General features: G+C 57.8%; 25 protein-coding genes and 2 riboswitches. Of the genes, 17 read left to right on the forward strand and 8 right to left on the reverse strand.

What is annotated here, in order from left to right:
- Positions 1-151: 151 nt before the first annotated feature.
- A riboswitch (FMN riboswitch) is annotated at positions 152-266 on the reverse strand.
- Positions 267-585: 319 nt separating this feature from the next.
- Both DWY76_RS07090 and DWY76_RS07095 read left to right on the forward strand, forming a co-directional pair.
- Entirely contained in the window at positions 586-1,089 is a 504-nt protein-coding gene (locus DWY76_RS07090) for a resolvase (protein WP_347474431.1), read from the forward strand.
- A gap of 144 nt (positions 1,090-1,233) precedes the next feature.
- On the forward strand, positions 1,234-1,749 hold the full coding sequence (locus DWY76_RS07095) for a hypothetical protein (protein ID WP_120080611.1): 516 nt from the start codon (positions 1,234-1,236) through the stop codon (positions 1,747-1,749).
- Between the two features lie 58 nt (positions 1,750-1,807).
- On the opposite strand, the gene DWY76_RS07100 is transcribed toward DWY76_RS07095, so the two are convergent.
- The 4 genes from DWY76_RS07100 to DWY76_RS07110 form a co-directional block, all read right to left on the reverse strand.
- Complete coding sequence (locus DWY76_RS07100; RefSeq protein ID WP_120080613.1) at positions 1,808-2,689, reverse strand: aldose epimerase; 882 nt, start codon at positions 2,687-2,689, stop codon at positions 1,808-1,810.
- A 3-nt stretch (positions 2,690-2,692) separates the two neighbouring features.
- Entirely contained in the window at positions 2,693-2,857 is a 165-nt protein-coding gene (locus tag DWY76_RS13990; RefSeq protein WP_005944144.1) for a hypothetical protein, read from the reverse strand.
- A gap of 77 nt (positions 2,858-2,934) precedes the next feature.
- Entirely contained in the window at positions 2,935-4,425 is a 1,491-nt protein-coding gene (locus tag DWY76_RS07105) for an altronate dehydratase family protein (protein ID WP_005944146.1), read from the reverse strand.
- 200 nt (positions 4,426-4,625) lie between these two features.
- Positions 4,626-6,140 carry a tagaturonate reductase gene (locus tag DWY76_RS07110; RefSeq protein WP_120080615.1) on the reverse strand — a complete coding sequence of 505 codons (1,515 nt, stop codon included), beginning with the start codon at positions 6,138-6,140 and terminating at the stop codon, positions 4,626-4,628.
- A gap of 326 nt (positions 6,141-6,466) precedes the next feature.
- Between DWY76_RS07110 and uxaC the strand changes: the two genes are divergently transcribed.
- Positions 6,467-7,900, forward strand: a complete 1,434-nt coding sequence (uxaC, locus tag DWY76_RS07115) for a glucuronate isomerase (protein ID WP_120080617.1) — start codon at positions 6,467-6,469, stop codon at positions 7,898-7,900.
- A gap of 86 nt (positions 7,901-7,986) precedes the next feature.
- Here uxaC and DWY76_RS07120 read toward each other — a convergent pair whose 3' ends face one another.
- Together DWY76_RS07120 and DWY76_RS07125 are read right to left on the reverse strand one after the other, a co-directional pair.
- Positions 7,987-8,661 carry a hypothetical protein gene (locus tag DWY76_RS07120; RefSeq protein ID WP_242961833.1) on the reverse strand — a complete coding sequence of 225 codons (675 nt, stop codon included), beginning with the start codon at positions 8,659-8,661 and terminating at the stop codon, positions 7,987-7,989.
- Between the two features lie 150 nt (positions 8,662-8,811).
- The gene (locus DWY76_RS07125) at positions 8,812-10,503 is read right to left on the reverse strand and encodes a M3 family oligoendopeptidase (protein ID WP_120080619.1); all 1,692 of its coding nucleotides are present in this window, start codon (positions 10,501-10,503) and stop codon (positions 8,812-8,814) included.
- A 202-nt stretch (positions 10,504-10,705) separates the two neighbouring features.
- Positions 10,706-10,801: riboswitch (THF riboswitch) on the forward strand.
- A gap of 155 nt (positions 10,802-10,956) precedes the next feature.
- Here DWY76_RS07125 and DWY76_RS07130 point away from each other — a divergent pair.
- A complete protein-coding gene (locus tag DWY76_RS07130) occupies positions 10,957-11,469 on the forward strand; it encodes a folate family ECF transporter S component (RefSeq protein ID WP_097781364.1) in 513 nt (170 codons plus the stop codon).
- A gap of 518 nt (positions 11,470-11,987) precedes the next feature.
- Complete coding sequence (locus tag DWY76_RS07140; RefSeq protein ID WP_120080623.1) at positions 11,988-13,262, forward strand: folylpolyglutamate synthase/dihydrofolate synthase family protein; 1,275 nt, start codon at positions 11,988-11,990, stop codon at positions 13,260-13,262.
- A gap of 213 nt (positions 13,263-13,475) precedes the next feature.
- Here the strand turns inward: DWY76_RS07140 and DWY76_RS13820 are convergent, their stop codons facing one another.
- Entirely contained in the window at positions 13,476-14,210 is a 735-nt protein-coding gene (locus DWY76_RS13820; protein ID WP_165852586.1) for a hypothetical protein, read from the reverse strand.
- Positions 14,211-14,351: 141 nt separating this feature from the next.
- Here DWY76_RS13820 and DWY76_RS07145 point away from each other — a divergent pair, with 141 nt between their 5' ends.
- The 5 genes from DWY76_RS07145 (at position 14,352) to DWY76_RS07165 (ending at position 18,998) form a co-directional block, all read left to right on the forward strand.
- On the forward strand, positions 14,352-15,728 hold the full coding sequence (locus tag DWY76_RS07145; RefSeq protein ID WP_120080625.1) for an MATE family efflux transporter: 1,377 nt from the start codon (positions 14,352-14,354) through the stop codon (positions 15,726-15,728).
- Between the two features lie 19 nt (positions 15,729-15,747).
- Positions 15,748-16,500, forward strand: coding sequence for an exodeoxyribonuclease III (locus DWY76_RS07150; protein WP_005944181.1), 753 nt, complete (start codon positions 15,748-15,750; stop codon positions 16,498-16,500).
- A 51-nt stretch (positions 16,501-16,551) separates the two neighbouring features.
- Entirely contained in the window at positions 16,552-17,037 is a 486-nt protein-coding gene (locus DWY76_RS07155; RefSeq protein WP_005944184.1) for a small multi-drug export protein, read from the forward strand.
- 129 nt (positions 17,038-17,166) lie between these two features.
- Entirely contained in the window at positions 17,167-18,555 is a 1,389-nt protein-coding gene (locus DWY76_RS07160) for a Sapep family Mn(2+)-dependent dipeptidase (protein WP_120080627.1), read from the forward strand.
- Between the two features lie 8 nt (positions 18,556-18,563).
- On the forward strand, positions 18,564-18,998 hold the full coding sequence (locus tag DWY76_RS07165) for a DUF3842 family protein (RefSeq protein ID WP_120080652.1): 435 nt from the start codon (positions 18,564-18,566) through the stop codon (positions 18,996-18,998).
- A 306-nt stretch (positions 18,999-19,304) separates the two neighbouring features.
- Here the strand turns inward: DWY76_RS07165 and epsC are convergent, their stop codons facing one another.
- Complete coding sequence (gene epsC, locus DWY76_RS07170; protein ID WP_120080629.1) at positions 19,305-19,976, reverse strand: serine O-acetyltransferase EpsC; 672 nt, start codon at positions 19,974-19,976, stop codon at positions 19,305-19,307.
- Positions 19,977-20,120: 144 nt separating this feature from the next.
- Here epsC and DWY76_RS13995 point away from each other — a divergent pair, with 144 nt between their 5' ends.
- From DWY76_RS13995 to DWY76_RS07200, 7 genes are all read left to right on the forward strand, one after another.
- Positions 20,121-20,282 (forward strand): hypothetical protein, encoded by a 162-nt coding sequence (locus tag DWY76_RS13995; RefSeq protein ID WP_165852587.1) that lies wholly within the window; start codon positions 20,121-20,123, stop codon positions 20,280-20,282.
- 189 nt (positions 20,283-20,471) lie between these two features.
- Complete coding sequence (locus DWY76_RS07175; RefSeq protein ID WP_120080631.1) at positions 20,472-21,662, forward strand: dihydroorotase; 1,191 nt, start codon at positions 20,472-20,474, stop codon at positions 21,660-21,662.
- A 57-nt stretch (positions 21,663-21,719) separates the two neighbouring features.
- Entirely contained in the window at positions 21,720-22,586 is an 867-nt protein-coding gene (pyrF, locus tag DWY76_RS07180) for an orotidine-5'-phosphate decarboxylase (protein ID WP_120020757.1), read from the forward strand.
- Positions 22,567-23,340: a dihydroorotate dehydrogenase electron transfer subunit gene (locus DWY76_RS07185; protein ID WP_005944199.1), complete on the forward strand. Its 774-nt coding sequence runs from the start codon at positions 22,567-22,569 to the stop codon at positions 23,338-23,340. The genes pyrF and DWY76_RS07185 overlap by 20 nt, the downstream gene beginning before the upstream one ends.
- Positions 23,340-24,266, forward strand: coding sequence for a dihydroorotate dehydrogenase (locus tag DWY76_RS07190; RefSeq protein ID WP_005944201.1), 927 nt, complete (start codon positions 23,340-23,342; stop codon positions 24,264-24,266). The genes DWY76_RS07185 and DWY76_RS07190 overlap by 1 nt, the downstream gene beginning before the upstream one ends.
- A gap of 133 nt (positions 24,267-24,399) precedes the next feature.
- Entirely contained in the window at positions 24,400-24,993 is a 594-nt protein-coding gene (pyrE, locus tag DWY76_RS07195) for an orotate phosphoribosyltransferase (RefSeq protein WP_005944207.1), read from the forward strand.
- A 21-nt stretch (positions 24,994-25,014) separates the two neighbouring features.
- The gene (locus DWY76_RS07200; RefSeq protein ID WP_120080633.1) at positions 25,015-26,124 is read left to right on the forward strand and encodes a carbamoyl phosphate synthase small subunit; all 1,110 of its coding nucleotides are present in this window, start codon (positions 25,015-25,017) and stop codon (positions 26,122-26,124) included.

Raw genomic sequence — 26,124 nt, forward strand, 5'->3', positions numbered from 1 at the left:
CGTGTTGCCTCCAAAAGAAAAAGCCCTGAACAAAAACGTTCAGGGCAAGCCGAAAAAACACAAGGGATCCTTGTGCAAAAAAGAAAGCTCCAGAATGCAAACGCATCCCAGAGCAGCCTCCACAAGCGCAGGACCGTACGGGTTCTGCACTTGATATCTTCTTTCATCCAGACTGTACTGTCGGCTTCGGAGTTTCACCGAATCATGCCTTACGGCTCGTGGGCTGTACCACCGGTAGGGAATTGCACCCTGCCCTGAAGATTTATGATTCAATTACAGCGGCATTATAGCACGGCTTCTTTCGGATTGCAAGGGCATTCTGCAAACCGGGACGAAACCGGGATGAAGCGAATCGCTACAACAATAAAATCACATCGTCCGTAGGACAATGTGAACGGAGAATCCAAAGGGGCGCGGGTCGCCAGTGGCAACCTCAAAATGCGTTGCATTTTGAAGCGCTTGACCGAGCCGACAGGCGAGAGCAGCGCCCTTTGGCACACGACTTTGCTTGCATAGTCTATTCCGAACAAGACGGTACGAACGGGAGGTGCTGGAAATGGCAGCAGAAAAGACCAAGGTCTACACATGAAGGTAGATACCACTGCCATTGAGCAGGAGATCGCCGCCTATGAGAAGCAGCTGCGGCAGCACTACTCCACAAAATCCCGGCTTATGGAGGAAATCGACAGCCTTGACCCGGACGACCGGCACTTTATCGCCCGAAAATCCGACCTTGACGACCGCCTTTATAAGATGTACGATAAAATCGAAGAGGTGGAAAATGGACTGATGGATGCCCGGGCAAAGAAGCAGACCATTGAAGCTGACAAAATCACAGGCGACAACATCTATAAGATCCTGATTTGCTTTGACAAGCTTTATGCCACCATGACCGAGGCGGAACGCCGCAGACTAGTGGAGATTTTGATCGATGAGGTGCAGATCTACCCGGAACGCCAGCCTAATGGACAGTGGCTGAAGTCCGTCCGGTTCAAGCTGCCCATCATCGACCATGACCTTGAATTGAGTTTGGACAATCAGGATCGTGTTGAGGTCGTGTGTTCGATGGTTAGATTCAAAAAGCATTGATCTAATGTGAAGTAGGGTGAACCGTTTTATGGATTCTGTTACACAGCGTATAAAAATAATCCGGCAATATGAAGGAAAATAAGTAGGCCTGTGCGGTCTGGTGAAAAATAACAACACAAATAGCACAGAGAAAAGGAGCATCCCATGAACGCAAATATCAATTATGATGAGATCCCGGATACCAGTGCCGTGCAGGAGGATCTGCTTGCGGCGCTGAGCAGCCAGCATGTGACCGTGCACACGAATGAGGAGCCGGATTTCGACTACATGGAAAACGGGGATGTGGCTTTTGTGGTCAAGAACCCGCACAATGATGAGAATTTGCTCATTGAACTGGGCGGCGAGTTCTCGCTCTTCTTCGGCCTGTGGCATGGGCAGTACAAGGCCGTGGAGTACGACTACGACCGCATGAAGAAGGACATTGCAGCCATTCTGGCGGGCAATGCCGGTGCGCTGAGCCTGTATGCCGACGGCAGGTGGCAGGGCAGCGCTCTCTGCCCGGAGAAGGTGTCTGCTGATGCCGACATGGAAAAGCTGCTGGAACGCTGCTGGCAAAAGCAGGAGCCGAAGGAAAAACTGCTGGCACAGGGCGGCAGGGTGGAACTGCTTTATTGGGACCCGGCGGAAAATAAGAGCTTTATGATTCCGGCAAAGAACTGAATTATAACAAAAAGGACACACCACAACGGTGTGTCCTTTTTGTTATACGATATGAAGCTTAGACCTTCTCGATGGTGATGCTCCAATCAGCGGTCATGGCCTCGTCCGGCTCTAGCACTTCGTGCTTGCCTTCCTCGTTGACGCTGTTGGCCCAGCCGTTCCACGGCTCCATGCACACAAAGCTCTCGGCATCCTGTTGCCACAGCACAGCGTGGTCAAAGCTGTCGTCGGCATCCACAGTCACCTTGTGGCCGCTGCCGCTGTCGGTGAGGGTCATGGGGAACTGCACGCCGGTCAGCAGGCGCACGCTGTTGTCCGCACCTTCCTTGCGGGTGAGGGTGATCTTTTCCGGGGCAGTGGGCTGCTCGCCCTTGGCGCTCTCGGAACAGGTGGCGCACTTGATATCGAAGTCCACATTCTCCAGCTTGGAAGCCTTGAAGTAGGGGTGGAAGCCGAAGCTGAAGGGCATGTTGGTGTCGCCCTCGTTGATCACGGTCATGTTGATGGCGGCAGTGTTGCCCTCGAGGTTATAGTTCATCAGCACGGTGAAATCGAAGGGATAGAGGAACTTGGTCAGCGGGGTGGACTCCAAAATCAGGGTCACGCCGTCCGGGCCGACGCTTTCCACATCCCATGCGCACAGGTCGGCAAAGCCGTGGTTCTCCATGGGGTATGCCTTGCCGTCAAAGATGTGCACGCCGTTATCCGGCAGGCCGCAGTTGGGGAACAGCACCGGCACGCCGAAGCGGGGACGGTTGCACTCGGAAAAATTGGGATGACGGGTCCAGATGTACTCCTCGCCGTTCAGCGAGAAGCCGGTGATCATGCCACCGCGCTCCGGGGTGATGACCAGCTCGGTCTTTGCCTCGGCGTCGGTGATGACATACTGCTCGTAGCAGGCACCGTTTTCGGTGACGTAACGGGTGGTGATCTGATTCATAGTTCAGTCCTCCTTATGTTTCTGGTTCTGTGCCAGTTTTTCAAAATAATAATCAATGCCATAGCGGATGAGATATTTTATGACCCTTGCAATAACGGCCACGATAGCGGCAAAAATGCCGCCGTAAAGCAGAAACGCATAGATCATCATGCGAGTGGTCATAGCCATAAAAACACTTCCCTTCCGTTTTCATGCACAAAGAGGCTGCCGTACAGCCAAAGTGCCATACAGCAGCCTCGAAACGATTACAGAACGACACCGTCCTTGAAGATGGAGATCTCGCGGAAGCCGTGCTTCTCGGCCTTGGTCTGCTCACCGCTTGCAACGCGGATGACCAGATCCAGCAGATCCTTTGCAGCCTCGTCGATGGTCTTTTCGCCATCGGCGATCACGCCGGTGTTGAAGTCGATCCAGCCGGATTTCTTCTGGGCCAGCGGGGTGTTGGTGGAGATCTTCAGGGTGGGAGCCGGGGCCGAGAACGGAGTGCCGCGGCCGGTGGAGAACAGGATCAGGTGTGCGCCTGCGGCGGTCATGGCCGTGGCAGAAACCAGATCGTTGCCGGGGCCGTACAGCATGTTCAGGCCCTTGGTAACAACGGGATCACCGTAGCCGATCACGTCCATGATGGGGGCGGTGCCGCCCTTCTGCACGCAGCCGCAGCTCTTGTCTTCCAGCGTGGTGATACCGCCCTGTTTGTTGCCCGGAGAGGGGTTATCGTAGACCACCTCATTGTGGCTGATAAAGTAATCCTTGAAGCCGTTGATCATGTGCTCAGCCTTGACAAAGACGTCATGGTTGATGCAGCGATCCATCAGGAAGCCCTCGGCACCGAACATCTCGGGCACCTCGGTCAGCACGGTGGAACCGCCGCGCTGGCCCATCATGTCGGAGAAGCGGCCGATGGTGGGATTGGCGGTGATGCCGGACAGGCCGTCCGAGCCGCCGCACTTCATGCCCACCACCAGATCGGACACGGGGATAGGCTCACGCTTGAACTGCCCGGCGTAAGCGGCCAGTTCCTTGAGGATATCGCGGGCAGCGGTGAACTCGTCGTCCACCTCCTGACAGGTGAGGAACTTCACACGGTCGTGGTCGTACTCGCCCAGCTCTTCCACGAACTGATCGTGCTGCAGGTTCTCGCAGCCCAGATGCAGCACCAGAACGGCGGCAGCATTGGGGTGGCGCACCAGCGCAGCCAGCAGCTTGCGGGTCTGTGCATGGTCGTGGCCGGTCTGGCTGCAGCCGAAGGGATGGGTGAAGGTGTACAGGCCCTCGATGGAGCCGGTGACCAGATCCTGATTGTCGGCAACGATCTTCTTGGCGATGTCGTTGACGCAGCCCACGGTGGGGATGATCCAGATCTCATTGCGGATGGCGGCACGGCCGTCCTTGCGGCGGAAGCCCATAAAGGTCTCCGGCTCGACCTTGGGCAGGGGAGCCAGATCCGGGGCGGGGTTGTAACTGTACTCTACCTCACCGGACAGGTTGGTGTGCACGTTGTGGGTGTGCATCCAGCTGCCGGGAGCGGCATCTGCGGTGGCGTGGCCGATGGGGAAGCCGTACTTGATCACGTTCTCACCGTTCTTGATGGGCTTCACGGCCATCTTGTGGCCCTGCGGAATGTCCTCCAGAGCAGTCACAGAAAGACCGTCCACTTCCACCAGCGTGCCCTTGGCAATGGGGTGCAGAGCAACGACCACGTTGTCGATGGGGCTGATATGAATTGCCTGCGGCATAGTAGTTCTCCTTATCGTATCGCATAAAAGGGAATGAACCCTCTCCGTCATCGCCATGCGATGCCACCTCTCCCGAAGGGCGAGGTCTTTGCGATGAAAACTTTACGTTTCCGCAAAAGCTCCCCCCTCGGGGGAGCTGGACGCGAAGCGGACTGAGAGGGTTCACACCTCAAAGCAATGTTTCTTTTAAACAATCAGGCTTACAGGCAGCTCTTGTAAGCAGCCTCGGCACCCTGAGTGCGGATCATTTCCAGATCAGCCAGAACAGCGGCCTCGAGACCCTCGATCTTGGTCAGATCCTGATCCCACATCTGGGTGTTGGTCAGTACAGCGTGCACCAGCTGGGCTGCGGTGTCGTCCTTGTGTGCATAGTAGAAGTCCAGAGCCCATGCGTCATCCTGGATCTTGTAGGTGTTGCCGGCAGGGCGCTTGCAGATCAGGCCGTCGGCGGTGCGCTCCTGAATGTCGCTGGAATAGAAGGCAATGTAGGCTGCCAGAGACATGGTCAGGCACTTGGGCAGCTGCTTCTGCTCCTCAATGTAAGCCAGGAAGGAAGGCATGTTGCGGGCCTTCCACTTGGAGGTGGAGTTCAGGGAGATGCTCATCAGCTCGTGGTTGACGAAGGGGTTGTTGAAGCGGTCCTCAACAGCAGAAGCAAACTCTTCCAGATCCTTCTTGTCCAGCGGCAGGGTGGGGATGATCTCCTCGTGCAGCATCTTGTTCATGAAGCCGCGGATGGTGTCATTGTGCATGCAGTCACGCACAATGTCGAAGCCGGCCAGATATGCGCCCAGAACGAAGCCGGTGTGTGCACCGTTCAGGATGCGGACCTTGCGCTTCTTGTAGGGGGTAACATCGGGCACGACCATGACGTTCACGCCGGCCTTCTTGAACGGCAGCTTGTCCTCCAGCTCAGCGGGGCCTTCGATGACCCACACGCCGAACACTTCGCCCACGTCCAGAGCGGCATCATGGTAGCCGTTGGCCTCTTCCATGGCAGCCAGTTCCTTGGGATCGCGGATGCGGCCCGGAACGATGCGGTCCACCAGAGTGGAGCAGAAGGTGTTTGCGTTGTTCATCCAGTCGATGAAGGCAGGCTCCAGATTCCAGTCCTTGGCGTAGTTGTTGCAGCACTTCTGCAGCTCCTTGCCGTTGTTGTCGATCAGCTCGCAGGACAGGATGGCCAGACCCTTGTCAGCAGCGCCGTTGAATGCCTTGTAGCGCTCGAACAGCACGCGGGTCAGCTTTGCGGGGAAGCTGTTGGGAGGAACCTGATCGAACTGGCTGTCGCCCTGCGTGTAGGCGATGCCGGCCTCAGTGGTGTTGGAAACGATGGTCTCCAGATCGGCAGAACGTGCCAGTTCCAGCACTTCGTCCCACTTGCCGTCGATGTAGGGGCACACACAGTCGGACACGCAGGAGATCACGCGCTTTGCATCGACCTTCTGGCCCTTCTCACTGCCGCGCAGGTACAGGGTGTACAGGCCTTCCTGCTCGTTGATCCAGTCTGCCATCTGGGGGAAGTTGCTGATGGGCTGCACCAGCTTGACCTTGCCGTTGTAGCCGGCCTTCTCGTTTGCGATGTCATAGAAGTAATCCACGAAAGCACGCAGGAAGTTGCCCTCGCCAAACTGCATGACCTTGACGGGTGCATCCTTCAGGATGTAGCCGTTATAGCCGGTGCCTTCCAGAACCTTGTAGTTCAAAGTTTCCATCTTGTTGATCTCCTTTATAAACTTGCTTTGCTTATCAGAGAGCCTCTTTGTCTGCCCTCTGCTCCTTACCCTATTTTATGCTGTTGTATACAAATAAGTCAAGAGCTTTGTGCAATATTTTTAGCCTTAAGGTGACGATTTGGGGCATTTCCAGCGAAAAGCACAATTGTGTGCTAGAAAATTTGTCACTTTTTCAGTTGTATACATGCGCGTTTTCCGTTATACTAAAGGTAAGACAAACCTGCCCGTGCAGGCGGGCGTCCCGTTGTACACAAGGTTTGACGGATTTTTAACAAAAACCACCAGAGAAAAGGAGTTATCGACCCATGAAAGCATTTATGGATAAGGAATTCATGCTCCAGTCTCCCACTGCTCAGCATCTGTACCACGACTACGCTGCGGATATGCCTATCTGCGACTACCACTGCCACATCCCTCCCCGTGAGATCTACGAGAACCGCCGCTTTGAGAACATCGCTCAGGTATGGCTGGGCGGCCGCAACCCGGACGGCAGCTACTTCGGCGATCATTATAAGTGGCGCGTGATGCGTTCCAACGGTGTGCCCGAGGAGTACATTACCGGTGATAAGCCCGACCGCGAGCGCTTCCAGAAGTTTGCAGAGGCTCTGCCCATGGCCATCGGCAACCCGATGTACCACTGGACCAATCTGGAGCTGCATGTGTTCTTCGGCTACGACGGCGTGCTGAACGGCGATACCGCTGAGGAAGTCTGGAACCTGTGCAACGACAAGCTGCAGCATGATCCCAAGCTGACTGTCCGCGGCCTGATCGAGCAGTCCAACGTTGCCTTCATCGGCACCACCGATGACCCCATCGATGATCTGTACTGGCACAAGAAGATCAAGGAAGATCCCACCATCAAGTTCACCGTGGCTCCTTCCTTCCGCCCCGATAAGGCCATCAACATCAACAAGCCCGGCTTTGCCGAGTACATGGGCAAGCTGGCCGCTGTTGTGGGCAAGGAAAAGCTGGCCTGCATCGACTGCGTCACCGATGCCCTGACCAAGCGCATCGAGTTCTTTGCCGAGATGGGCTGCCGCGCTTCTGACCACGGTCTGGATTACATCCCCTACCGTGAGGCCACCAAGGAAGAGGTCAACGCCATCTACCAGAAGGTGATGGCCGGCGAGACCTGCACCGTGGAAGAGGCTGAGAAGTACCAGACCTACATCCTGATCCATCTGGGCAAGCAGTATCACCGTCTGGGCATCGCCATGCAGATCCACTACAACTGCCTGCGCGGCGTGAACCGCAAGATGAACGCTCTGCTGGGACCCGACACCGGCTATGATATGATTAACACCGCTACCTGCGGCGGCGAGATCGCAAGCCTGCTGAGCGCCCTGAACGACACCGACGAGTGCCCCAAGACCATCATCTACAGCCTGAACCCCGCCGACGACGCACAGATCGGCACCATTCTGGGCTGCTTCCAGAACAGCGAGGTGCCGGGCAAGATCCAGCACGGCTCCGCATGGTGGTTCAATGACCACAAGATCGGCATGGAAGAGCAGATGACCCGCCTGGCAAGCCTGGGCCTGCTGGGCAACTTCGTTGGCATGCTGACCGACAGCCGCAGCTTCCTGAGCTACACCCGTCATGACTACTTCCGCCGCATCCTGTGCAACATCATCGGCCAGTGGGTCGAGGATGGCGAGTATCCCAACGACGAGAAGGCTCTGGAGAAGATCGTCAAGGGCATCTGCTTCGACAACGCAAAGCGCTACTTCAACCTGTAAGAAGTTCTGCCTAAACTGAATAAGGCAATAGAAAGCCCCCGGAACGGATTACCGTTCCGGGGGCTTTTGCTGTAAGCAGATAATGTTTACTTTACAAGGCTGCGCAGCACAACGCGGGCAGTGGAAACGTCGGAACCGAGCAGGGTGTCGTAGGCATTCAGGATGTCGCGGATGGCCTGCAGGTTGTCCTTGGTCAGGGTGTAGGTCTTGGTGGAGCCGTCCTTGCCGGTAAAGGTGGCAGTGACGCTCTTGGCGGCAAGCCACTCGTTCAGCCAGCTGGTCTCGTCGTCCATATCGAACAGCTCATAGTCAAACCATGCCTTGAGGTCATTGTCGTAGCCGCCGATGAACTCTTCATCACAGGTGAAGTCGTAGTAGTTATCCTCGGTCTCTACCCGAACAGATTTCATGTCCAGCTTTTTATTGCCGAAGTAGGTCATGCCCAGACTGAGATACACGGTGGGATCATCGTTGGTAACGAACAGGTAGGGGTACAGACCGCAGGAGGCCTTTTCCATGCTGGCCTCCTCGTAGGGAGAATCGATCTGCCAGCCCTCGGCCTCGCTGTCATAGGTGACAGTGAGCTTGGACAGGGCAGAGCGCAGCTGCGCCTCCGACACCGCATTGGTCACAGAAAGCTCTGCCGGGGCAGGCTCGTCCGGAAGAGCAGGGCTCAGGGCAAAGGCGGAGACGCCGCCCATCAGGATGGCGGCGGTGCACAGGCAGGCGGCACCGCGCTTGAACAGTCCGGTCAGTTTCATAAGGATCTCCTTTCGCTTCACAGAAACGCTTTTTCTCTGTCCAGAGCATACCAAATTTTACGGCTCCTGACAGCAAAACGGCATGAATCGCCCCTCAGATGCATCAAAACGACCATTCAGACGGGGTGCGGTGCGGATGAAAACGGCTTCTTATACCTGATGGGTCTCCAGCCAGTCGGTCATCTGCTGGGCAATGCCCTTGATGCTGCCCTCCTCAAAGGGAACTTTCAGCCCGGCAGTCTCCAGCAGCTCGGTGTAGCTGGCCATGCCTGCACGGCGCACAAGGCGCAGATAGCGCTGCCATGCGTCCTTGTGGTCGGTCAGGCTCAGCAGGAAGAACTGCAGTGCGGCCATGGTGGACAGGCAGTAGTCGATATAGTAGAAGGGGCACTCATAAATGTGCAGCTGACGCTGCCAGCCTGCACCGCGGCCATAGAAGGGAAGACCGGCAAAATCGATCCACGGGCGGTACTTCTTTTCCAGCTTGAGCCACTCGGCATTGCGTTCATCGGGGGTCAGGTCCGGGTTCTGGTACATGATGTGCTGGAACTCGTCCACTTCGCATCCGTAAGCAAGGAACACAAAACTGTCCTCAGCGTGGAGCAGGGCGTATTTGTCGGTATCCCGGCCGAAGAGCAGATGATGCCACGGTGCGGTCAGGAACTCCATGGCCATGGAGTGGATCTCGGCGCTCTCCATGCCGGGGCATTCCAGATCGGCGGGCACTTCGGGATCACGCTCGGCCACATAGCCCTCAAAGGCGTGGCCGCACTCGTGGGTCAGCACGTCCACATCGCCGGAGGTGTTGTTCCAGTTGGCAAAAATGAAGGGGGCCTTGTAGCTGGGCAGGCTGGTCATGTAGCCGCCGGACATCTTGCCGGGGCGGCTCTCCACATCGAACAGCTCGTTGTCCTGCATAAAGTCGATGAACTCGGCGGTTTCCGGGCTAAGCTCATGGTACATGGTGCGGGCGGCATCCATACGGGCTTTGTAGCCGGGAATGGGCTTGGGATTGCCGTCCTTGAACATGATGGGCAGATCGGTGAAGGTGGGGCGGGCAATGCCGGTGCGCTTTGCACGCAGGGCCATCACCTTTTGCAGCTGGGGCACCACATCGTTTGCCACCTGATCGCGGAATTTCCGGATCTCCTCCGGGCCGTAGCCGATGCGGTTCATGCGCACATAGGAAAGCTCACTGTAGTCGTGATAGCCCATCACCCGGGCCTGTGCATTCAGGTTCTTCACGATCTCGCCGTACAGCTCGTCCAGTTCGGCACGGTGGGCGTCAAAATAACCGGCCTCGGCCTCGTAGGCGGCGCGGCGCACGGCAGGGTCCAGATCCTCCTTGTAAGGGCCCAGCTGCGGGATGGTGAGCTGTTTGCCGTCCAGTTCCACCAGTGCGCCGCCGTAGATCTGCTGGTAGCGGCTCACCAGAGCATTGAACTGCTGCTGCAGCTCCACGGTGCGGTCATCCATGCCCAGAACGGCATTCTTCATACCGGCCACACAGGTGGCGCCGAACTTCGCGGTCAGGACATCTACATGCGGGTTCGCAAGGAAAGCGCGGCTGATCTCCACGCTGGCGTTGGTCACGGCGGGGCCGTTGGCATCAAAGAAGTCCTGCTCAGCTTTCCAGTATTCATCGCGGGTGTCGCAGGTGTAGTGGATGTTGGCAAGGTTCGCGGCGGTGTTGTACTCTGCAAAGGCTTCGCTCTGCTCATAGTAGAGCCGGACAAGGGCATCGCCGTCCGGTGCGGCAGCGGCCTTTGCGGCCAGCTCTTTGCACCGGGCCAGCAGGGCACCGATGTCCGGGCGGGTATAGGTCATTTCGTTGAATTTCATCGGGAAACATTCCTTTCCGGGAGAAGACTCCATATTTAAGGTTAAACCCATCTTACCACGTTATGCGGCAAATGAAAAGGGGACACAGGCCAAAACCCGGCAGATGCTATGCACAACTGCTAAAATTTGACGAGGTGGTTTGGCAAAGTTGTCTGTGCAGGCGGTTGCATGGCTGTGGCAAAAGGACTATAATAAAACCATCAACAGAGTAAGGCCATGTGCGTTAAGTGCCGCATCAACGGGGAGTTGTGCTGTGGACGAAGGTGTACCCGCGGTGCATGGTCTGCATCCCGCTGCTGCATGGACTTGGGTGCAGGCGAGACGGCTTGCGTCCCGCCCGGAAGTGAAAGTTGTTGGATTCACGCCCTCCTTTGTGCGGTTTGTCACAGGGAGGGCGTTTTTGTTTGTGCAGACCGCCCGCCCGGTATTCCTTTTGCAAGGAGGACAGTTGATATGAACAACTCGAAAAATTCCGTCCGCACGCTCACCATGCTGGCCTTGCTGGTGGCAATGAGCATCGTGTTCAGCCGGGTGCTGAGCATCTCCACCGGCTTTGTGCGGTTCAATCTGGGCAGCCTGCCGGTGCTGCTGGCAGCGCTGCTGTTCGGCCCCGGTGCCGGCTTTGCCGTGGGCGCTGTGGCCGATATGATCGGCGGCGTGCTGGCAGGCTACGCCATCAACCCGCTCATCACGCTGGGCGCGGGTGCCATTGGTCTGGTGGCGGGGCTTGCATGGCAGAAGCTGCCCGGGCTGCGCACCGGCCTGCGGCTGCAGATCAGCGTGCTGCTGGGACACTTTGTGGGTTCCATGGTCATCACCTCGCTGGCACTGCGCATCTTCTACGGCTACCCGTGGGCAACGTTGGCAGTGCGCATCCCCAATGCACTGATCCTGGCTGCGGTGAACACTGTGCTGCTGCGCATCCTGCTGGAGAACCGTACCCTGATGAAGATGGTGAAGAAATAAAAACTTCCCGCACAGAGTGTAGTCGCGTTGAGCAGGCTTATATGGCTTTTGCAAAAGGCATCGCCGCCGAATATGTACTCTTTTGCACGCACAAAAGAGTACCAGAAAGGACGGCGGTGCCCGCAGGGCATGAAAGCCCCAGTGGGGCTTTTAAGCCGCAGACCGGTTTGCTAAGCAAATGCCGCGTGTTCAGCGCGGCAAGGTCTCCGCTACTTTCGAGGCGCGGGAGGCACGAATCAAGGGCTGCTCGCCCTTGATAATCCCAAAGCAGTTGGGCTCCATACAAAAAATCCAAGCCGCTACGCTAAAGGATTTTTTGTGTTACGCCGATTTAGAGTCGCTGCGCGACAGCCGCAGGCTAACAGCAGCATATGCAGTTAATCGTTACGATCCCTACCCGTAAAAAAGTAAATCCGAAACGACCGCAGTCGTTTCGGATTTACAAATTATAAAAATACTATTTCCGCTGATATTGTCAGAGCGAAGCGGAGACAATTCTAAATCGTGAGGCAAAATCCATGAACTATGAACAAACCCTGGAATACATCCACGCGGTCCAGTGGGCCGGCCACAAGCCCGGCCTGACGCGCACCCGCACCCTGCTGGCCGCACTGGGCGACCCGCACAAACAGCTCAGATTCGTGCATGTTGCAGGCACCAACGGCAAGGGCAGCACCGCCGCCATGATGGCGTCCTGCCTGCAGGCCGCGGGCTATCGGGTGGGCCTGTACACCTCGCCCTTCATCAACCGCTTCAACGAGCGCATCCAGATCAACGGCGTGCAGATCCCGGATGAAGAGCTGGTGAAACTGGTGGAGCAGGTAAAGCCCGCCGCCGATGCCATGGAAGATGTGCCCACCGAGTTTGAGATCATCACGGCGCTTGGAATGCTCTATTTTGCCCAGCAGAAATGTGAGATCGTGGTGCTGGAGGTGGGCCTTGGCGGCACGCTGGATTCCACCAACGTCATTGATGCCCCGGAGTGCGCAGTCATCACGGCACTGGGCATGGATCATGTGAAGGAGCTTGGCCCCACTCTTGCGGACATTGCCGCCGCCAAGGCGGGGATCATCAAGGAAGGCTGCCCGGTGGTGAGCTACGGCGGCGTGCCAGAGGCAGATATTGTTATCCGCCGCGTCTGTGCTGAAAAGCATGCCGAGCTGACTGAGGTGGATTTCAGCAGGCTGAAATACGAGGGCGGCAGCCTTGACGCGGTGGAGTTCGACTTTGACGGCCTGACGGATGTGCACCTGCCCCTGATCGGCAGCTACCAGCCGCGAAATGCGGCGCTGGCTATCACGGCTCTGCGGGTGATGCGTGCCCATGGCTGGAACATTCCGGAAAGCGCCATCCGTACCGGTCTTGAAGCGGTCAGCTGGCCGGGCCGCTTTGAACTGCTGCGGCACGAACCGGCGTTTCTGCTGGACGGCAGCCACAACGCCCACGGAATGCGTGCCACGGTGCAGAGCCTGAGAGACCGCTTCCCCGGGCAGAAGTTCGTTTTTCTGGTCAGCATCATGGCAGACAAGGATGTGGACCAGATGCTCAGCCTGCTGGCACCGCTGGCGGTGCGGTTCGTCACGGTGGCGGCGCACACGCCGCGCGCCATGCCTGCCGAAACGCTGGCAGAACACATCCGGGCCTATGGCTGCAGGGCGGAAGCGGCAGCTTCCATTGAAGCGGGCGTGGCCCGGGCGGTGGAGCTGGGCGGCGAAGGCCCGGTGTGCGCACTGGGCACGCTGTATTTCTCTGGCGATGTGCGGAAGGCGTTTGCGGAACTTGTGAAGGGCTGAAGATTTAAAATGGCTCCGCGTGCGCTGCGCCATCATCAGCGGAAAAATATTTTTATATTTGCAAATCAGGAAAATCTGCGGATTTTCCTGATTTGCTTTTTCACGGTAAGGGCCGTAACGGCAAACGGTATTTGCTGACGCTGGCTCCCTGCGGGAGCATTCGCGTCAGCATGAAAATATGCGGTTGCCCTTATGTTTCGTCGCGCAAGCGACTCAAAATTGGCGGAACACAAAAAATCCTTTAGCGGAGCGACTTGGATTTTTTGTATGGAGCCCAACTTCTTTGGGGTCTGAAAGGGGCGAGCAGCCCCTTTCTCGTTGCGGGGTGGGTGGAGTCCAGAGGGAGGGAGGGGGGACTCGAAACACCTCTCCCTGCCTCTGGCCCAGCGGAGCGTCACCGGCGGCGATGATTTTTATAAAAGCTATGAAGCCTGTCCTACGCGACCGCTCTCTGCACAAGAAGCAACTTTTTCTGTGAAAAAGCAAACAAGCCAGCTCCGCAGGACTGGCTTGTTTGCAATAAAAAAATAATTTTCCGCTGAAAATGCCCAGAGTGAAACGGAGGGCATTCAAATGGTTAGGCCTGCGATAGCACAGACAAAAAGAAAAAGCGGTGACTCGTGCAGGTTGAGTCATCGCTTTTCTTGCCCCTTGCGGGGCAGGCAGGGTAAATGATAAGAAGGTAAATGAAGAAAATAGCAATTTTAAGAACAAAGGTTTTGTGCTGAGCGAAGAACCGCTCGTAGAAGCCCATGTATCCAACGTAGTGCCTTTGTTGGATACAACATACCACTTTTTTGGAAGAATTACAAGCCCTTTTTTCGATTTTTCACCAATAAACGTGCGAAAAATCGCATTTTTGGAGAAACGCACAAATTCAACGAGAAGTTCCCGGCAAACTGACGAACAAGCATAAAAATGAGCCGGTGCGGCCCGGAACGGCGGCAAAAAAGACGCAGAATGCGACAGTTCTTTACAAGAACCGGTCCGTGTGCTAAGATGAATACATTCAATGGGAAGTCTGCCCTGCGAAGGGGTGGGCGTATGTGTCCGAGCGGGATGGCCCGGCACGGGGAAAGGAGCATATCAATGGAAAATCAGGCGGTGAGCGGAACAAAAAAGCCGCTCTTTGGAGGGCGGAAGCCGCTGTTCACACAAAAGGAACTGCTGCTGCTGACCGGCCCGCTGCTGGTGGAGCAGCTGCTGGAAGTGACCGTGGGTATGGCCGATACCATGATGGTGTCCCGCTGCGGCGAAGCGGCCATTTCCGGTGTCAGCCTTGTGGACATGATCAACAACCTCATCATCGTGCTGTTTGCGGCGCTGGCCACTGGCGGCGCAGTGGTGGTAAGCCAGTTTTTGGGTGCGCGGGAGCAGAAGGATGCCGATGCAAGCTCTGGCCAGCTGCTTTTGCTCAGCGGCGTATTCGGTTTGCTGGTGGGGGCATTCTGTTTTGTTTTTGCAAGGCCGATGATCCGGCTGTTCTACGGTGCCATCGATGCCGATGTGCTGGATGCCAGCGTGCTGTACCTGAAGGTGATCGCCCTCAGCTATCCGTTTCTGGCACTGTATAACGGCGGTGCGGCACTGTTCCGCAGCATGGGCAACTCCAAGATCTCCATGCAGATCAGCTTTTTGATGAACGTGATCAACATTGTGGGCAACGCAGTGTGCATCTTCGGATTTAAAATGGGCGTAGACGGTGTTGCATGGCCCAGCGTGCTGTCTCGTGTGGTGGCAGCGGCCCTTATCCTGCGCAAGTGCTACCAGAAGGGCAATGCCATCACGGTGCCCAAGACCACCCGGCTGGATGCAAAGATGACAAAGCGCATTCTGGGCATCGGCATCCCGTCCGCCTTTGAGAACAGCCTGTTTGAGGCTGGACGCATTCTGGTGGTGAGCATGATCTCCACCTTCGGCACAGTGCAGATCGCAGCAAACGCCGTGGCAAACAATCTGGACGGCATGGGCGTGATCCCCGGCAAGGCCCTCAGCCTTGCTATGATCACGGTGGTGGGCCGCTGCATCGGTGCGCGGGACGACGAGCAGGCTGTTTATTATACCCGCAAACTGACGGTGTGGTCTTACATCGCAATGGGTCTTTCCAACGGTGCCATTCTGCTGTTTTTGCACAAGCTCATCGGCATCTACGCGCTGTCCGGTGAGACGATGGTGCTTTCTGAGCTGCTGGTACGTATCCATGCAGGTTTTGCCATCCTGCTGTGGACCCTGTCCTTCGTGCTGCCCAACGCCCTGCGTGCAGCCAACGATGTGAAGTTCACCATGATCGTGTCCATCCTGAGCATGGCGGTGTGGCGGCTGGGCTTCAGCTACCTGCTGTGCGTGCGCATGGGCTGGGGCGCTGTGGGCGTGTGGATCGCAATGATCATTGACTGGGTTTGCCGCGTGACATGCTTTGTGCTCCGCTTCCGCAGCGGTGTATGGAAAACCAAATATCAGGCATAACATAAAGAGGAGTATACCTATGAAACTGATCAGCTGGAACGTCAACGGCCTGCGCGCCTGCCTGACCCATGGCTTTGCCGAGAGCTTTGCGGCTCTGGATGCCGATATCTTTTCGGTGCAGGAGACCAAGATGCAGCCCGGTCAGGCGGATTTTGCGCCGGATGGCTACACCGAGTATACCTATTCTGCCGAGAAGAAGGGCTACTCCGGCACGGCCTGCTGGTGCCGTGAGCAGCCGCTGTCCGTGACCACCGGCATCGGCATTGAGCAGCACGACCACGAGGGCCGTGTGCTCACGCTGGAATACCCGGGGTTCTGGCTGGTGAACTGCTATACCCCCAACAGTCAGGACGGGCTGAAGCGTCTGGACTACCGCATGGAGTGGGAGGATGCCTTCCGTGCCTACCTGCTGGCACTGGACGCAAAAAAGCCGGTGATCCTGTGCGGCGATCTGAATGTTGCCCATAGGGAGATCGACATCAAGAACGACAAGACCAACCACATGAGCGCAGGCTTTACCGATCAGGAGCGCGGTAAAATGACCGAACTGCTGGACGCAGGCTTTGCCGACAGCTTCCGCGTGTTGCACCCGGACGAGGTGAAGTACAGCTGGTGGAGCTACCGCTTCCACGCCCGCGAGAAGAATGCGGGCTGGCGCATCGATTACTTCATCGTGTCCCGCCGCATTGCCGATAAGATCCGCGCGGCGGAGATCCACAACGAGATCTTCGGCTCAGACCACTGCCCGGTGGAGCTGGACATTGACCTGTAACCTGTAAAAAAATGCCTGCTCTCCCGGAAAGAGCAGGAAAAAGGAGACTCTATGCTCAAAAGCTATCTGCTGGTATTTTTTGTTTCCATGGTGCCGCTCATTGAACTGCGCGGAGCCATTCCCATCGGGCTTGGCATGGGCCTGCCCATCCTGCCCACCTATCTGGTGTGCGTGGTGGGCAACATGATCCCGGTGCCGTTCATCTATCTGTTTGCACGCAAATTCCTGATCTGGGGCTACCACAAGCCCCTTATCGGGCCAATCTGCAAGTTCTGCATCGTCAAGGGCGAGAAAGGCGGCCGCGCACTGGAAGCCAAGGCGGGCCGCGGCCTTGTGGTGGCGCTGCTGCTGTTCGTGGGTATCCCGCTGCCGGGCACCGGCGCGTGGACCGGCACGCTGGCAGGCTCGATCCTGGATATGAAGTTCAAGGACGTGGTCAAGGCCTGCATGGGCGGCGTGCTGCTGGCGGGCATCATCATGGGTCTGGCCAGCGCGGGCCTGCTGGGTGCGCTGAGCACCCTGTTCTCGGTGGGCTGAGAAAAAAAGACTGCGTTCCGGCAAAGAACAACAATTGACAATGGCATTTTGCCGCCGAGTATGCTAAAATAAAAAAGTGTTTTGGAACCGGCGGCGCAAAGCTGCCGGACGGAAAGGAACGATAAGATCATGGATCAGGTACTGAATCAGAAAATCGACGCATATATTGCGCAAAACAAGGAACAGCTGCTGAAGGATATCGCCGCTCTGGTGGCAGTCAACAGCGTAGAGGGCACCCCGGAAGAGGGTGCACCCTTCGGCACAGGCCCCCGTGCAGCGCTGGACAAGACGCTGGAGCTGGCTGCGGGCATGGGCTTTGCCACCCGCAACTGCGAAAACTACATCGGCTATGCAGAGCTGGCCGGCAAGGACCCTGAAAAGTATCTGGCGACCATCTGCCATGTGGACGTGGTGCCCGTGGGCAACGGCTGGACGGCCGACCCCTTCACCATGCGCATTCAGGACGGCTGGCTGCTGGGCCGCGGCGTTGCCGACGACAAAGGCCCCATGGTGGCTACCCTGTATGCCCTGAAGTTCCTCAAGGAGCAGGGCTATGAGCTGCGCTACCCCATCCGCGCACTGGCAGGCACCAACGAGGAGACCCACATGCAGGATGTGGACTACTACCTCAAGAACTACCCGGCTCCCGCTTTCTGCTTCACCCCGGATGCCGAGTTCCCGGTGTGCAACGGCGAGAAGGGCCTGTTCGGTGCCAAGATCGTCAGCCCGGTGTGCAACGGCGTCATCGTGGAGATCGAGGGCGGCGTGGCAAACAACGCCGTGCCCGACCGTGCAAGTGCGCTGGTCAGGACCGATATCTCCAAGCTGAAGAATGCCCCCAACATCACGCTGGAACCGGAAGGCGACGGCGTGCGCATCCGCGGCTGGGGCAAGTCCGGCCACGCAGCCATGCCGCAGGGCACCGTGAACGCCATTGGTCTGGTGGTGAACTATCTGCTGGACAACGGCCTGTGCAATGAGACCGAGCGCACCTATCTGGAGGCTGTGCGCAAGCTGCACGCTTCTACTGCCGGTGAGGGTCTGGGCATCAACTGCGCCGACGGCCCCTTTGGCCCGCTGACCGTGATCGGCGGCCGCATCTACATGGAAGATGGCCGCATTTTCCAGACCATGGACAGCCGCTTCCCCACCTGCACCAACGGCAAAAAGATGACCGAGCAGATCCGTGCCGCACTGGGCAACGGCGCTGAGCTGCGCGATGTGACCGCTGCCGAGCCCTTCTATATTGAAGCCGACAGCCCCGCCATTCTGGCCTGCATCAACACTTACAACGAAGTGACCGGCGAGAACGCCAAGCCCTTCACCATGGGCGGCGGCACCTATGCCCGCCACTTCCCCTATGCTGTCAGCTTCGGCCCCGAGCATGTGGATCTGCCGCTGCCGGAGTTCGGAGGACCGATGCACGGTGCAAACGAAGCTGCACCCATTGACAAGCTGCTGGAAGCCGTAAAGATCTATATCATTGCGCTGCTGCGCCTTGAGGAGATCGACTTCTGATGCAGCCGATGAATGTGCTCGTCATCGACGGGCAGGGCGGGGGCCTTGGCAAACAGCTGGTGGCAGCCCTGAGAACACAGTGCCCGGAGGCACGGCTCACTGCGGTGGGCACCAACAGTCTGGCGGCAAACGCCATGCGCAAGGCCGGTGCCCTGCGTGCCGCCACCGGCGAGAATGCAGTGGCGGTGAATTGCCGCAGCGCGGATATCATCGTGGGGCCCATCGGCATCGTTATTGCGGATGCACTGCTGGGCGAGATCACCCCCGCCATGGCCACAGCCGTGTGCCAGAGCCGTGCGACGCGGGTGCTCATCCCGGTGAACCACTGCGAAAACTATATCGTGGGTGTGCCGGAGCAGCCCATCAACGATCTGGTGGCCGCTGCGGTGCAGAAGGTGAAAGCCCTCTGCGCCGGGGAAGGCTGCGGAAAAAGGGCTTATTGAAAATGCCCTCCGCTCTCGCTCTGGGCATCTTCAGCGGAAAAATATCTTATAATAGAGCAACAGCGGACAGCCTGCGGGCTGTCCGCTGTTGCATTTTCACGGAAAGGGTCCAAGAGGGAAACTTGATCTGTCTGTGCTTGTTTCCTGCGGAAACAGCCGCACAGCCGGGAAACAGGCCACTTTTTCATTGCGCCCGCTCCAGTGAAAAGGCAAGTCGGAAAATCCCGCAGGATTTTCCGACTTGCTTCTAAAAAATATAAATTCCTTGAATAATGCCCAGAGCGCAAGCGGAGGGCATTAAAATGGTTACGACTTCTGTCGTGCGGCGATCTGCGCTGCCGTGGGCGGGGTGTCGCCCTGCGCAACGTTTTCCAGCGCGCCGAGACGGCGGTCCAGATCGGTCAGGCGCTGGGCTACGATATCCGGCAGATCCTGCTGATCCAGATCGTCCGCCGGGTTCACGGCCTTGTTGTTGATGCGCACCACCTCGGCGGGCACGCCCACGGCGGTGCAGTTGGCGGGCAGATTGCGCAGCACCACGCTGCCTGCGCCGATGCGGGAATTGTCCCCGATATACACCGGGCCAAGGACCTTGGTGCCTGCACCGATCAGCACGTTGTTGCCCAGAGTGGGGTGGCGCTTGCCGGTGTCCTTGCCGGTGCCGCCCAGAGTGACACCGTGGTAGATGGTGCAGTTGTCCCCGATCTCACAGGTCTCACCGAACACGATGCCCATGCCGTGGTCGATAAACAGGCATCTGCCGATGGTGGCACCGGGGTGGATCTCGATGCCGGTGCGGCGGCGTCCGTGCTGGCTGACCCAGCGGGCAAGGAAAAAGCGCTTATGCCGGTACAGCCAGTGCGCAATGCGGTGATACACCAGAATGTGAAAGCCCGGATACAGCAAAATGACCTCCAGCACGTTGCGTGCAGCGGGGTCCTTGCGCTGGATGTTCCGCGCGTCCTCCAACAAACCCATGGGAAAACCCTCTCTTTCCTGATTCCGATGAAGCTGCTCTGAATAAAAATCACGCCTCTGCCATGAAAACAGCCTCTGACTCTTTTGACCATATTATAATAACACACCCGGACGGGAATGTACAGCAATATGCTAGGAATTGACATGGCTAACCCTGAATCTGGCAGGGAAAAACTGCTTTTGGGTAGAGTAGCTAAAATTCCGGGAGGGAAGCGGCAAACCTTTTTGCAACAAAATATATGCGGAAGCATTGACACATTTCGCGCTTCTATGCTAAAATATTATGAAAAGATTCCAGACTTATAAAAGGAGACAGCACCATGCAGAAAAGCGCGATGTGCACCAAACTGAACAAGCAGTTCGCATCCGGTTTTGCCGTGGGTTCGTTGTTTCCTTTTTTTGTGGAATGAGCTTTTCCCTTTGCGGGGAAAAGTTTTTTTTTGCCCGTAAACCGGAAAGCCGAACCAGACAAACGCAAATCAGGAGGGAACTGCGATGCTGCTTGTAAATGCTGTGAACACCGAAGGAAGACCGCTTGAGATTTTTGTAAAGGACGGCAGGATCGCTGCTGTAGGTCAGGAGCTGGAGGCACTGGCCGGGGAGAACGAAACGGTCATTGATGCCGGCGGGCTGACCGTGCTGCCCGCCTTTGTGGACCTGCACTGCCACTGGCGCACCCCGGGCTTTGAGTACAAGGAGGACATCGAGACCGGCAGCCGCGCCGCAGCCGCCGGCGGTTACACCTTCGTGAACCTGATGCCCAACACAAAGCCGGTGTGCTCTTCTGCGGCACAGGCGTTCATGGTGGAGCAGAAGGCTGCCGAAGTAGGCCTGTGCGATGTGAACCAGACCGTCTCCATCACCGAGAACTTTGACGGTGTGAGCATCGACCACCTCAAGACCCTGCCTGCCGGTGTGAAGTTCATCACCGAGGATGGCCACGGCGTGCAGGACAATGCCACCATGGCAAAGGCTTTCGCCATCTGCACCCAGAAGGATATCACCGTGATGAGCCACGCCGAGGATATGGAGATCAGCCCGTGGGACTACCGTCTGGCTGAGGACATCGAGACGGTGCGCAACTGCTGGCTGAGCGAATACTACCAGACCAAGCTGCACATGTGCCACGTGTCCACCCGCGGTGCGCTGGATGCCATCCAGATGGCAAAGCTGCGGGGGGCACCCGTCACCTGCGAGGTGACCCCGCACCACCTGTGGTTCACCAATGATACCTGCGATTACCGTGTGAACCCGCCCATCCGCACCGCCGACGATGTGCAGGCGCTGGTGGACGGCATCCGCACCGGCATCGTGGATGCCATTGCAACCGACCACGCGCCCCACTCCGAAGAGGACAAGCTCAAGGGCATGGCCGGTATGGTGGGCAGTGAGACCGCTTTCGGCATCTGCTACACCAAGCTCTGCAAGCAGGAAGGCCTGCCGCTGGAAGTGCTGGTGCACCTGATGAGCACCCGCCCGGCAGAAATTCTGGGCCTTGCCAAGGGCCAGCTGGAGCCGGGCTACGATGCCGACATGGTGCTGGTAGATCTGGATACCCCCTACACCGTGGACAAGGACAAGCTGCACTCCAAATCTCACAACACCCCGTTCGATGGTGCCCAGCTGTTTGGCAAGGTCTGCGCCACCATCAAGGGTGGCAAGCTGACCTATCAGGCAGAGAATTGAAAAAACAATATTATATAAGATAAGAATCAATAAGAGAGCAAACAGGAGGAACCCACAATGACCAACATGGATAAGCTTTACGAAGCAGTGGAAGCCCGCGGCCCGGTGTGCGTAGGTCTGGATACCGATTTCAGCTACCTGCCCGAGGACTTCGTGGACAGCACCCTGACGAAGGGCGAGAACATCGTGCGCTTCAACAAGAAGCTCATCGACGCCACCAAGGCCGTGGCTGGCTGCTACAAGGTGCAGATCGCTTACTACGAGTCTCTGGGTCTTGAGGGCATGAAGGCCTACGCCGACACCCTGAAGGCTGTGCGTGAGGCCGGTGTGCCGGTGATCGCCGACATCAAGCGCGGCGACATTGCCAAGACCGCCGAGATGTACGCCATGGGTCACTTTACCGGCGATTTCGAGAGCGATTTCGTCACGCTGGCACCCTATATGGGTCTGGACTCCATCAGCCCCTACCTGCCCTACGCCGAAAAGCAGGGCAAGGGCATGTTCGTGCTCTGCCGCACCTCCAACGGCGGTGCCAAGGACTTTGAGTATGAGAAGCTGGCCGACGGCCGCCACGTCTACGATCTGGTGGGCGACAAGCTGAACGCTCTGGGCAAGGACTACATGGGCGAGCACGGCTACTCCTCCATCGGTCTGGTCATCGGCGGCACCCACATCGAGGAGGCCACCGAGATCCGTGCAAAGTATCAGGACAGCTTCTTCCTGATCCCCGGCTACGGCGCACAGGGCGGCAAGGCCGAGGACATTGCCCAGTATCTTACCAAGGGCAACGGCGGCGTGGTCAACTCCAGCCGCGGCATCCTGCTGGCCTATAAGAAGCAGCCGGGCACTGCCTTTGACGAAGCCGCTTACAACGAATGTGTGAATATGAAGGAGGCCATTGCTCATGCGTGCAGCCTGCTGTGAAGCCACTGTCCTGCGCAATGAGGTCATTGCCCCGGACATCCGCCTGCTGACGGTGGTCTGGCCGGACCGCGATCACGCACCCCACGCAGGCCAGTTCTTTACCCTGCGTGCATGGGGCGCAGACGAAGCCCCCTTCCTGTCCCGGCCCATCAGCGTGCACCGCTGGAACCCGGACAGCAGCACCATCGAGTTTCTGTATCAGGTGGTGGGCGAGGGCACGGAAAAGATCGCGCAGCTCAAAATGAAGGATACCTTCCAGCTCACCGGCCCTATGGGCAACGGCTTTGATGTGCCGGACATCCTGAGCAAGTACAAAAAGATCGCTGTGGTGGGCGGCGGCATCGGCACCGCGCCCATGTTCCAGCTCACCCGTGAACTGGCAGCGGCAGGTGTGAAGCCGGATGTGTTCTTCGGCTTCCGGGATGCCCCCTACTGCATGGAGGAGTACCGCGAGATCGCAAACCTTGTCAAGGTGTCTACCGACACCGGCGCGGTGGGCTTCCACGGCTTTGTCACCCAGCTGTACGACCCCGCCGACTACGACGTGGTGCTGGTGTGCGGCCCCACGGTCATGATGAAGAACGCCGCCCGCCTGTGTGCCGAGAAGGGCACCCCCTGCTTTGTGAGCATGGAAAAGAAGATGGCCTGCGGCATTGGTGCCTGCCTTGGCTGCACCTGCGAGACCAGGGGCGGCGAGGGCAAGAGCGTGTGCAAGAACGGCCCGGTATTTGATGCAACGGAGGTGTTCTTCTGATGGCTGACCTGAAAACCAACCTGCTGGGCTTTGTGATGAACAGCCCGGTCATCGGCGCATCCGGCACTGTGGGCTACGGTGTGGAGTACGAAGAGCTGGCAGACTTTGCCAAGATCGGCGGCATCTCCGGCAAGGGCCTGACCCTGCACGGCCAGTACGGCAACAAGGGCGAGCGCCTGTGGGAGACCCCCTCCGGCCTCATCAACAGCATCGGCCTGCAGAACCCCGGCGTGCAGCACTTCATTGACGTGGAGCTGCCCGAGATGCTGGAACTGAAGCAGAAGTACGGCACGGTGGCCATTGCCAACCTTGGCGGCCACAGCGAGGAAGAGTATGTGGAAGGTGCCGCGATGCTGAGCGACAGCGCAGTGGACATCGTGGAGCTGAACATCTCCTGCCCAAACGTCAAGGTGGGCGGCATGGCCTACGGCGTGAAAGCCGAAGCTGCCGGTGAGGTGGTGCGCATGGTGCGCGCTGCCTGCAAAAAGCCCCTGATGGTCAAGCTGAGCCCGCAGGCCGAGAACATCCCTGAGATGTGCAAGGCCGTGGAAGCCGCCGGCGCGGACGCCATCAGCCTGACCAACACCTTCCAAGCCTGCGCCATCGATCTGGAAAAGCGCCGCCCGGTGTTCAACAACATCTTTGCGGGCCTGTCCGGCCCGGCGGTGCGTCCCATCGCCCTGCGCATGGTGTGGCAGGCCGTGGGCGCTGTGAACATCCCGGTGGTGGGTCTGGGCGGCATCGCCACGGGCCGTGACGCACTGGAGTTCATCATGGCCGGTGCTGCGGCGGTGCAGGTGGGTGCCGCAAACTTTGCCAACCCCCGCGCCATGGAGACCATTGCCGACGAGATGGCCGCATGGATGGACAAGAACGGCGTGAAAACGCTGGACGAGATCCGCGGATGTGCCCGGAATGCTGAATAATCCAATTGATATACCAGCAAAATACTGATTTATACGCATAAAAACAAAGTCACTGCATAAATTTGCAAATCACGCAAAAGCGTGGTACAATACCGTTCAAAAGACATTTTTATAAAAGAGAGGGAGAAGTACAATGAGTGAAGCACTTGAGATCCTGAAGAGCTGTGACGCGTTCCTGGAAGGCCACTTCCTGCTGTCCTCCGGCCGCCATTCCAGCGCATACTGCCAGATGGCTTATCTGCAGCAGTACCCCGACCGCTGCGCCGAGGTCATGAAGACCGTGGCAGATAAGGTCAAGGAAATGGACGTGGATGTGATCGTCGGCCCGGCCATGGGCGGCATCGTGTACGCCTACGAGCTGGCCCGCCAGACCGGCAAGCGCGCCATCTTTACCGAGCGCGTGGACAATGTGATGACCCTGAAGCGCTTCGCCATCCACCCGGGTGAGAAGTGCCTCATCGCTGAAGACGTGGTCACCACCGGTATCTCCTCTCTGGAGACCAAGCGCGTGATCGAAGAGAACGGCGGCATCTGCGTGGGCATCACCTGCGTGGTGGACCGCACCAAGCCCGAGGCTCCGTCTCCCATTCCCATCGTGGCAAGCGCCCTCAAGCTGGATCTGCCCAACTACGCACCGGAAGAGTGCCCCATCTGCAAGGAAGGCAAGCTGCCGCTGGTGCATCTGGGCAGCCGCAAGATGAAGCAGGAAGCAAAGCAGACCCTGTAATGTGTTGAAACGAGGAAAACTATGAACGCATATCTTCTTTTGGCAAATGGCATGGTCTTTGCCGGCCAGTCGGTGGGTGCCGAGGGCGTCACCGTGGGCGAGGTGGTCTTTGCCACCGGCATGGTGGGCTTTCAGGAGACCCTGACCGACCCCAGTTACTATGGCCAGATCATCACCCAGACCTACCCCCTTATCGGCAACTACGGCATGAATAAGGACGACATGGAGTCCGACCGCATCTGGGCAAAGGGCTACATCGTGCGCGAGGCCTGCACCACCCCTTCCAACTGGCGCTGCGAGGAAACGCTGGACAGCTTTTTGAAAAAGAACAACACCATCGGCATTGAGGGCATCGACACCCGCCACCTGACCCGCATCATCCGCGAGAGCGGTGTGATGAACGGTGCCATCCTGACCACCTTCGACCCCGCCGACCCGGCCAACAAGGCCGAGACCGAGGCTTTGCTGGCTCAGATCCGCGCCTACGCCGTCACCGATGCGGTGAAGAATGTTACCTGTGAAAAGCCCGAGGTGTTCAACCCGCAGGGCGAGACCCATATCGTGCTGATGCACTACGGCTGCAAGCGCAACATTGTGCGCTGCCTTGTCAAGCGCGGCTGCAAGGTGACGGTCATGCCCGCCTTTGCAACGGCAGAGGAAATCAAAGCTCTGAATCCGGACGGCATCATGCTGTCCAATGGTCCCGGTGACCCGGCGGAACCCGTGGAGGTCATCGAGAACCTCAAGCACATCTTTGAGCTGAACATCCCCACCTTCGGCATCTGTCTGGGCCACCAGCTGAGTGCTCTGGCAGCCGGTGCCAAGACCATGAAGCTCAAATACGGCCACCGCGGTGCCAACCAGCCCGTGACCGACTTTGAGTCCGGCCGCACCTTCATCACCAGCCAGAACCACGGCTACGCTGTGGTGGGCGACGAGCTGCCCGCCGAGATGGGCGAGGTGGCACAGGTGAACGCCAACGACGGCACCTGTGAGGGCATCAAGTACAAGAAGTGGAACTGCTTTACCGTGCAGTTCCACCCGGAAGCAAACGGCGGCCCCAAGGATACCGAGTTTCTGTTCGACCGCTTCCTGAACAACGTCAAAGCAGCAAAAAAGGAGGCACGCTGA

This window comes from Faecalibacterium sp. AF27-11BH, from assembly GCF_003603005.1.
Lineage (GTDB): Bacteria > Bacillota > Clostridia > Oscillospirales > Ruminococcaceae > Faecalibacterium > Faecalibacterium taiwanense.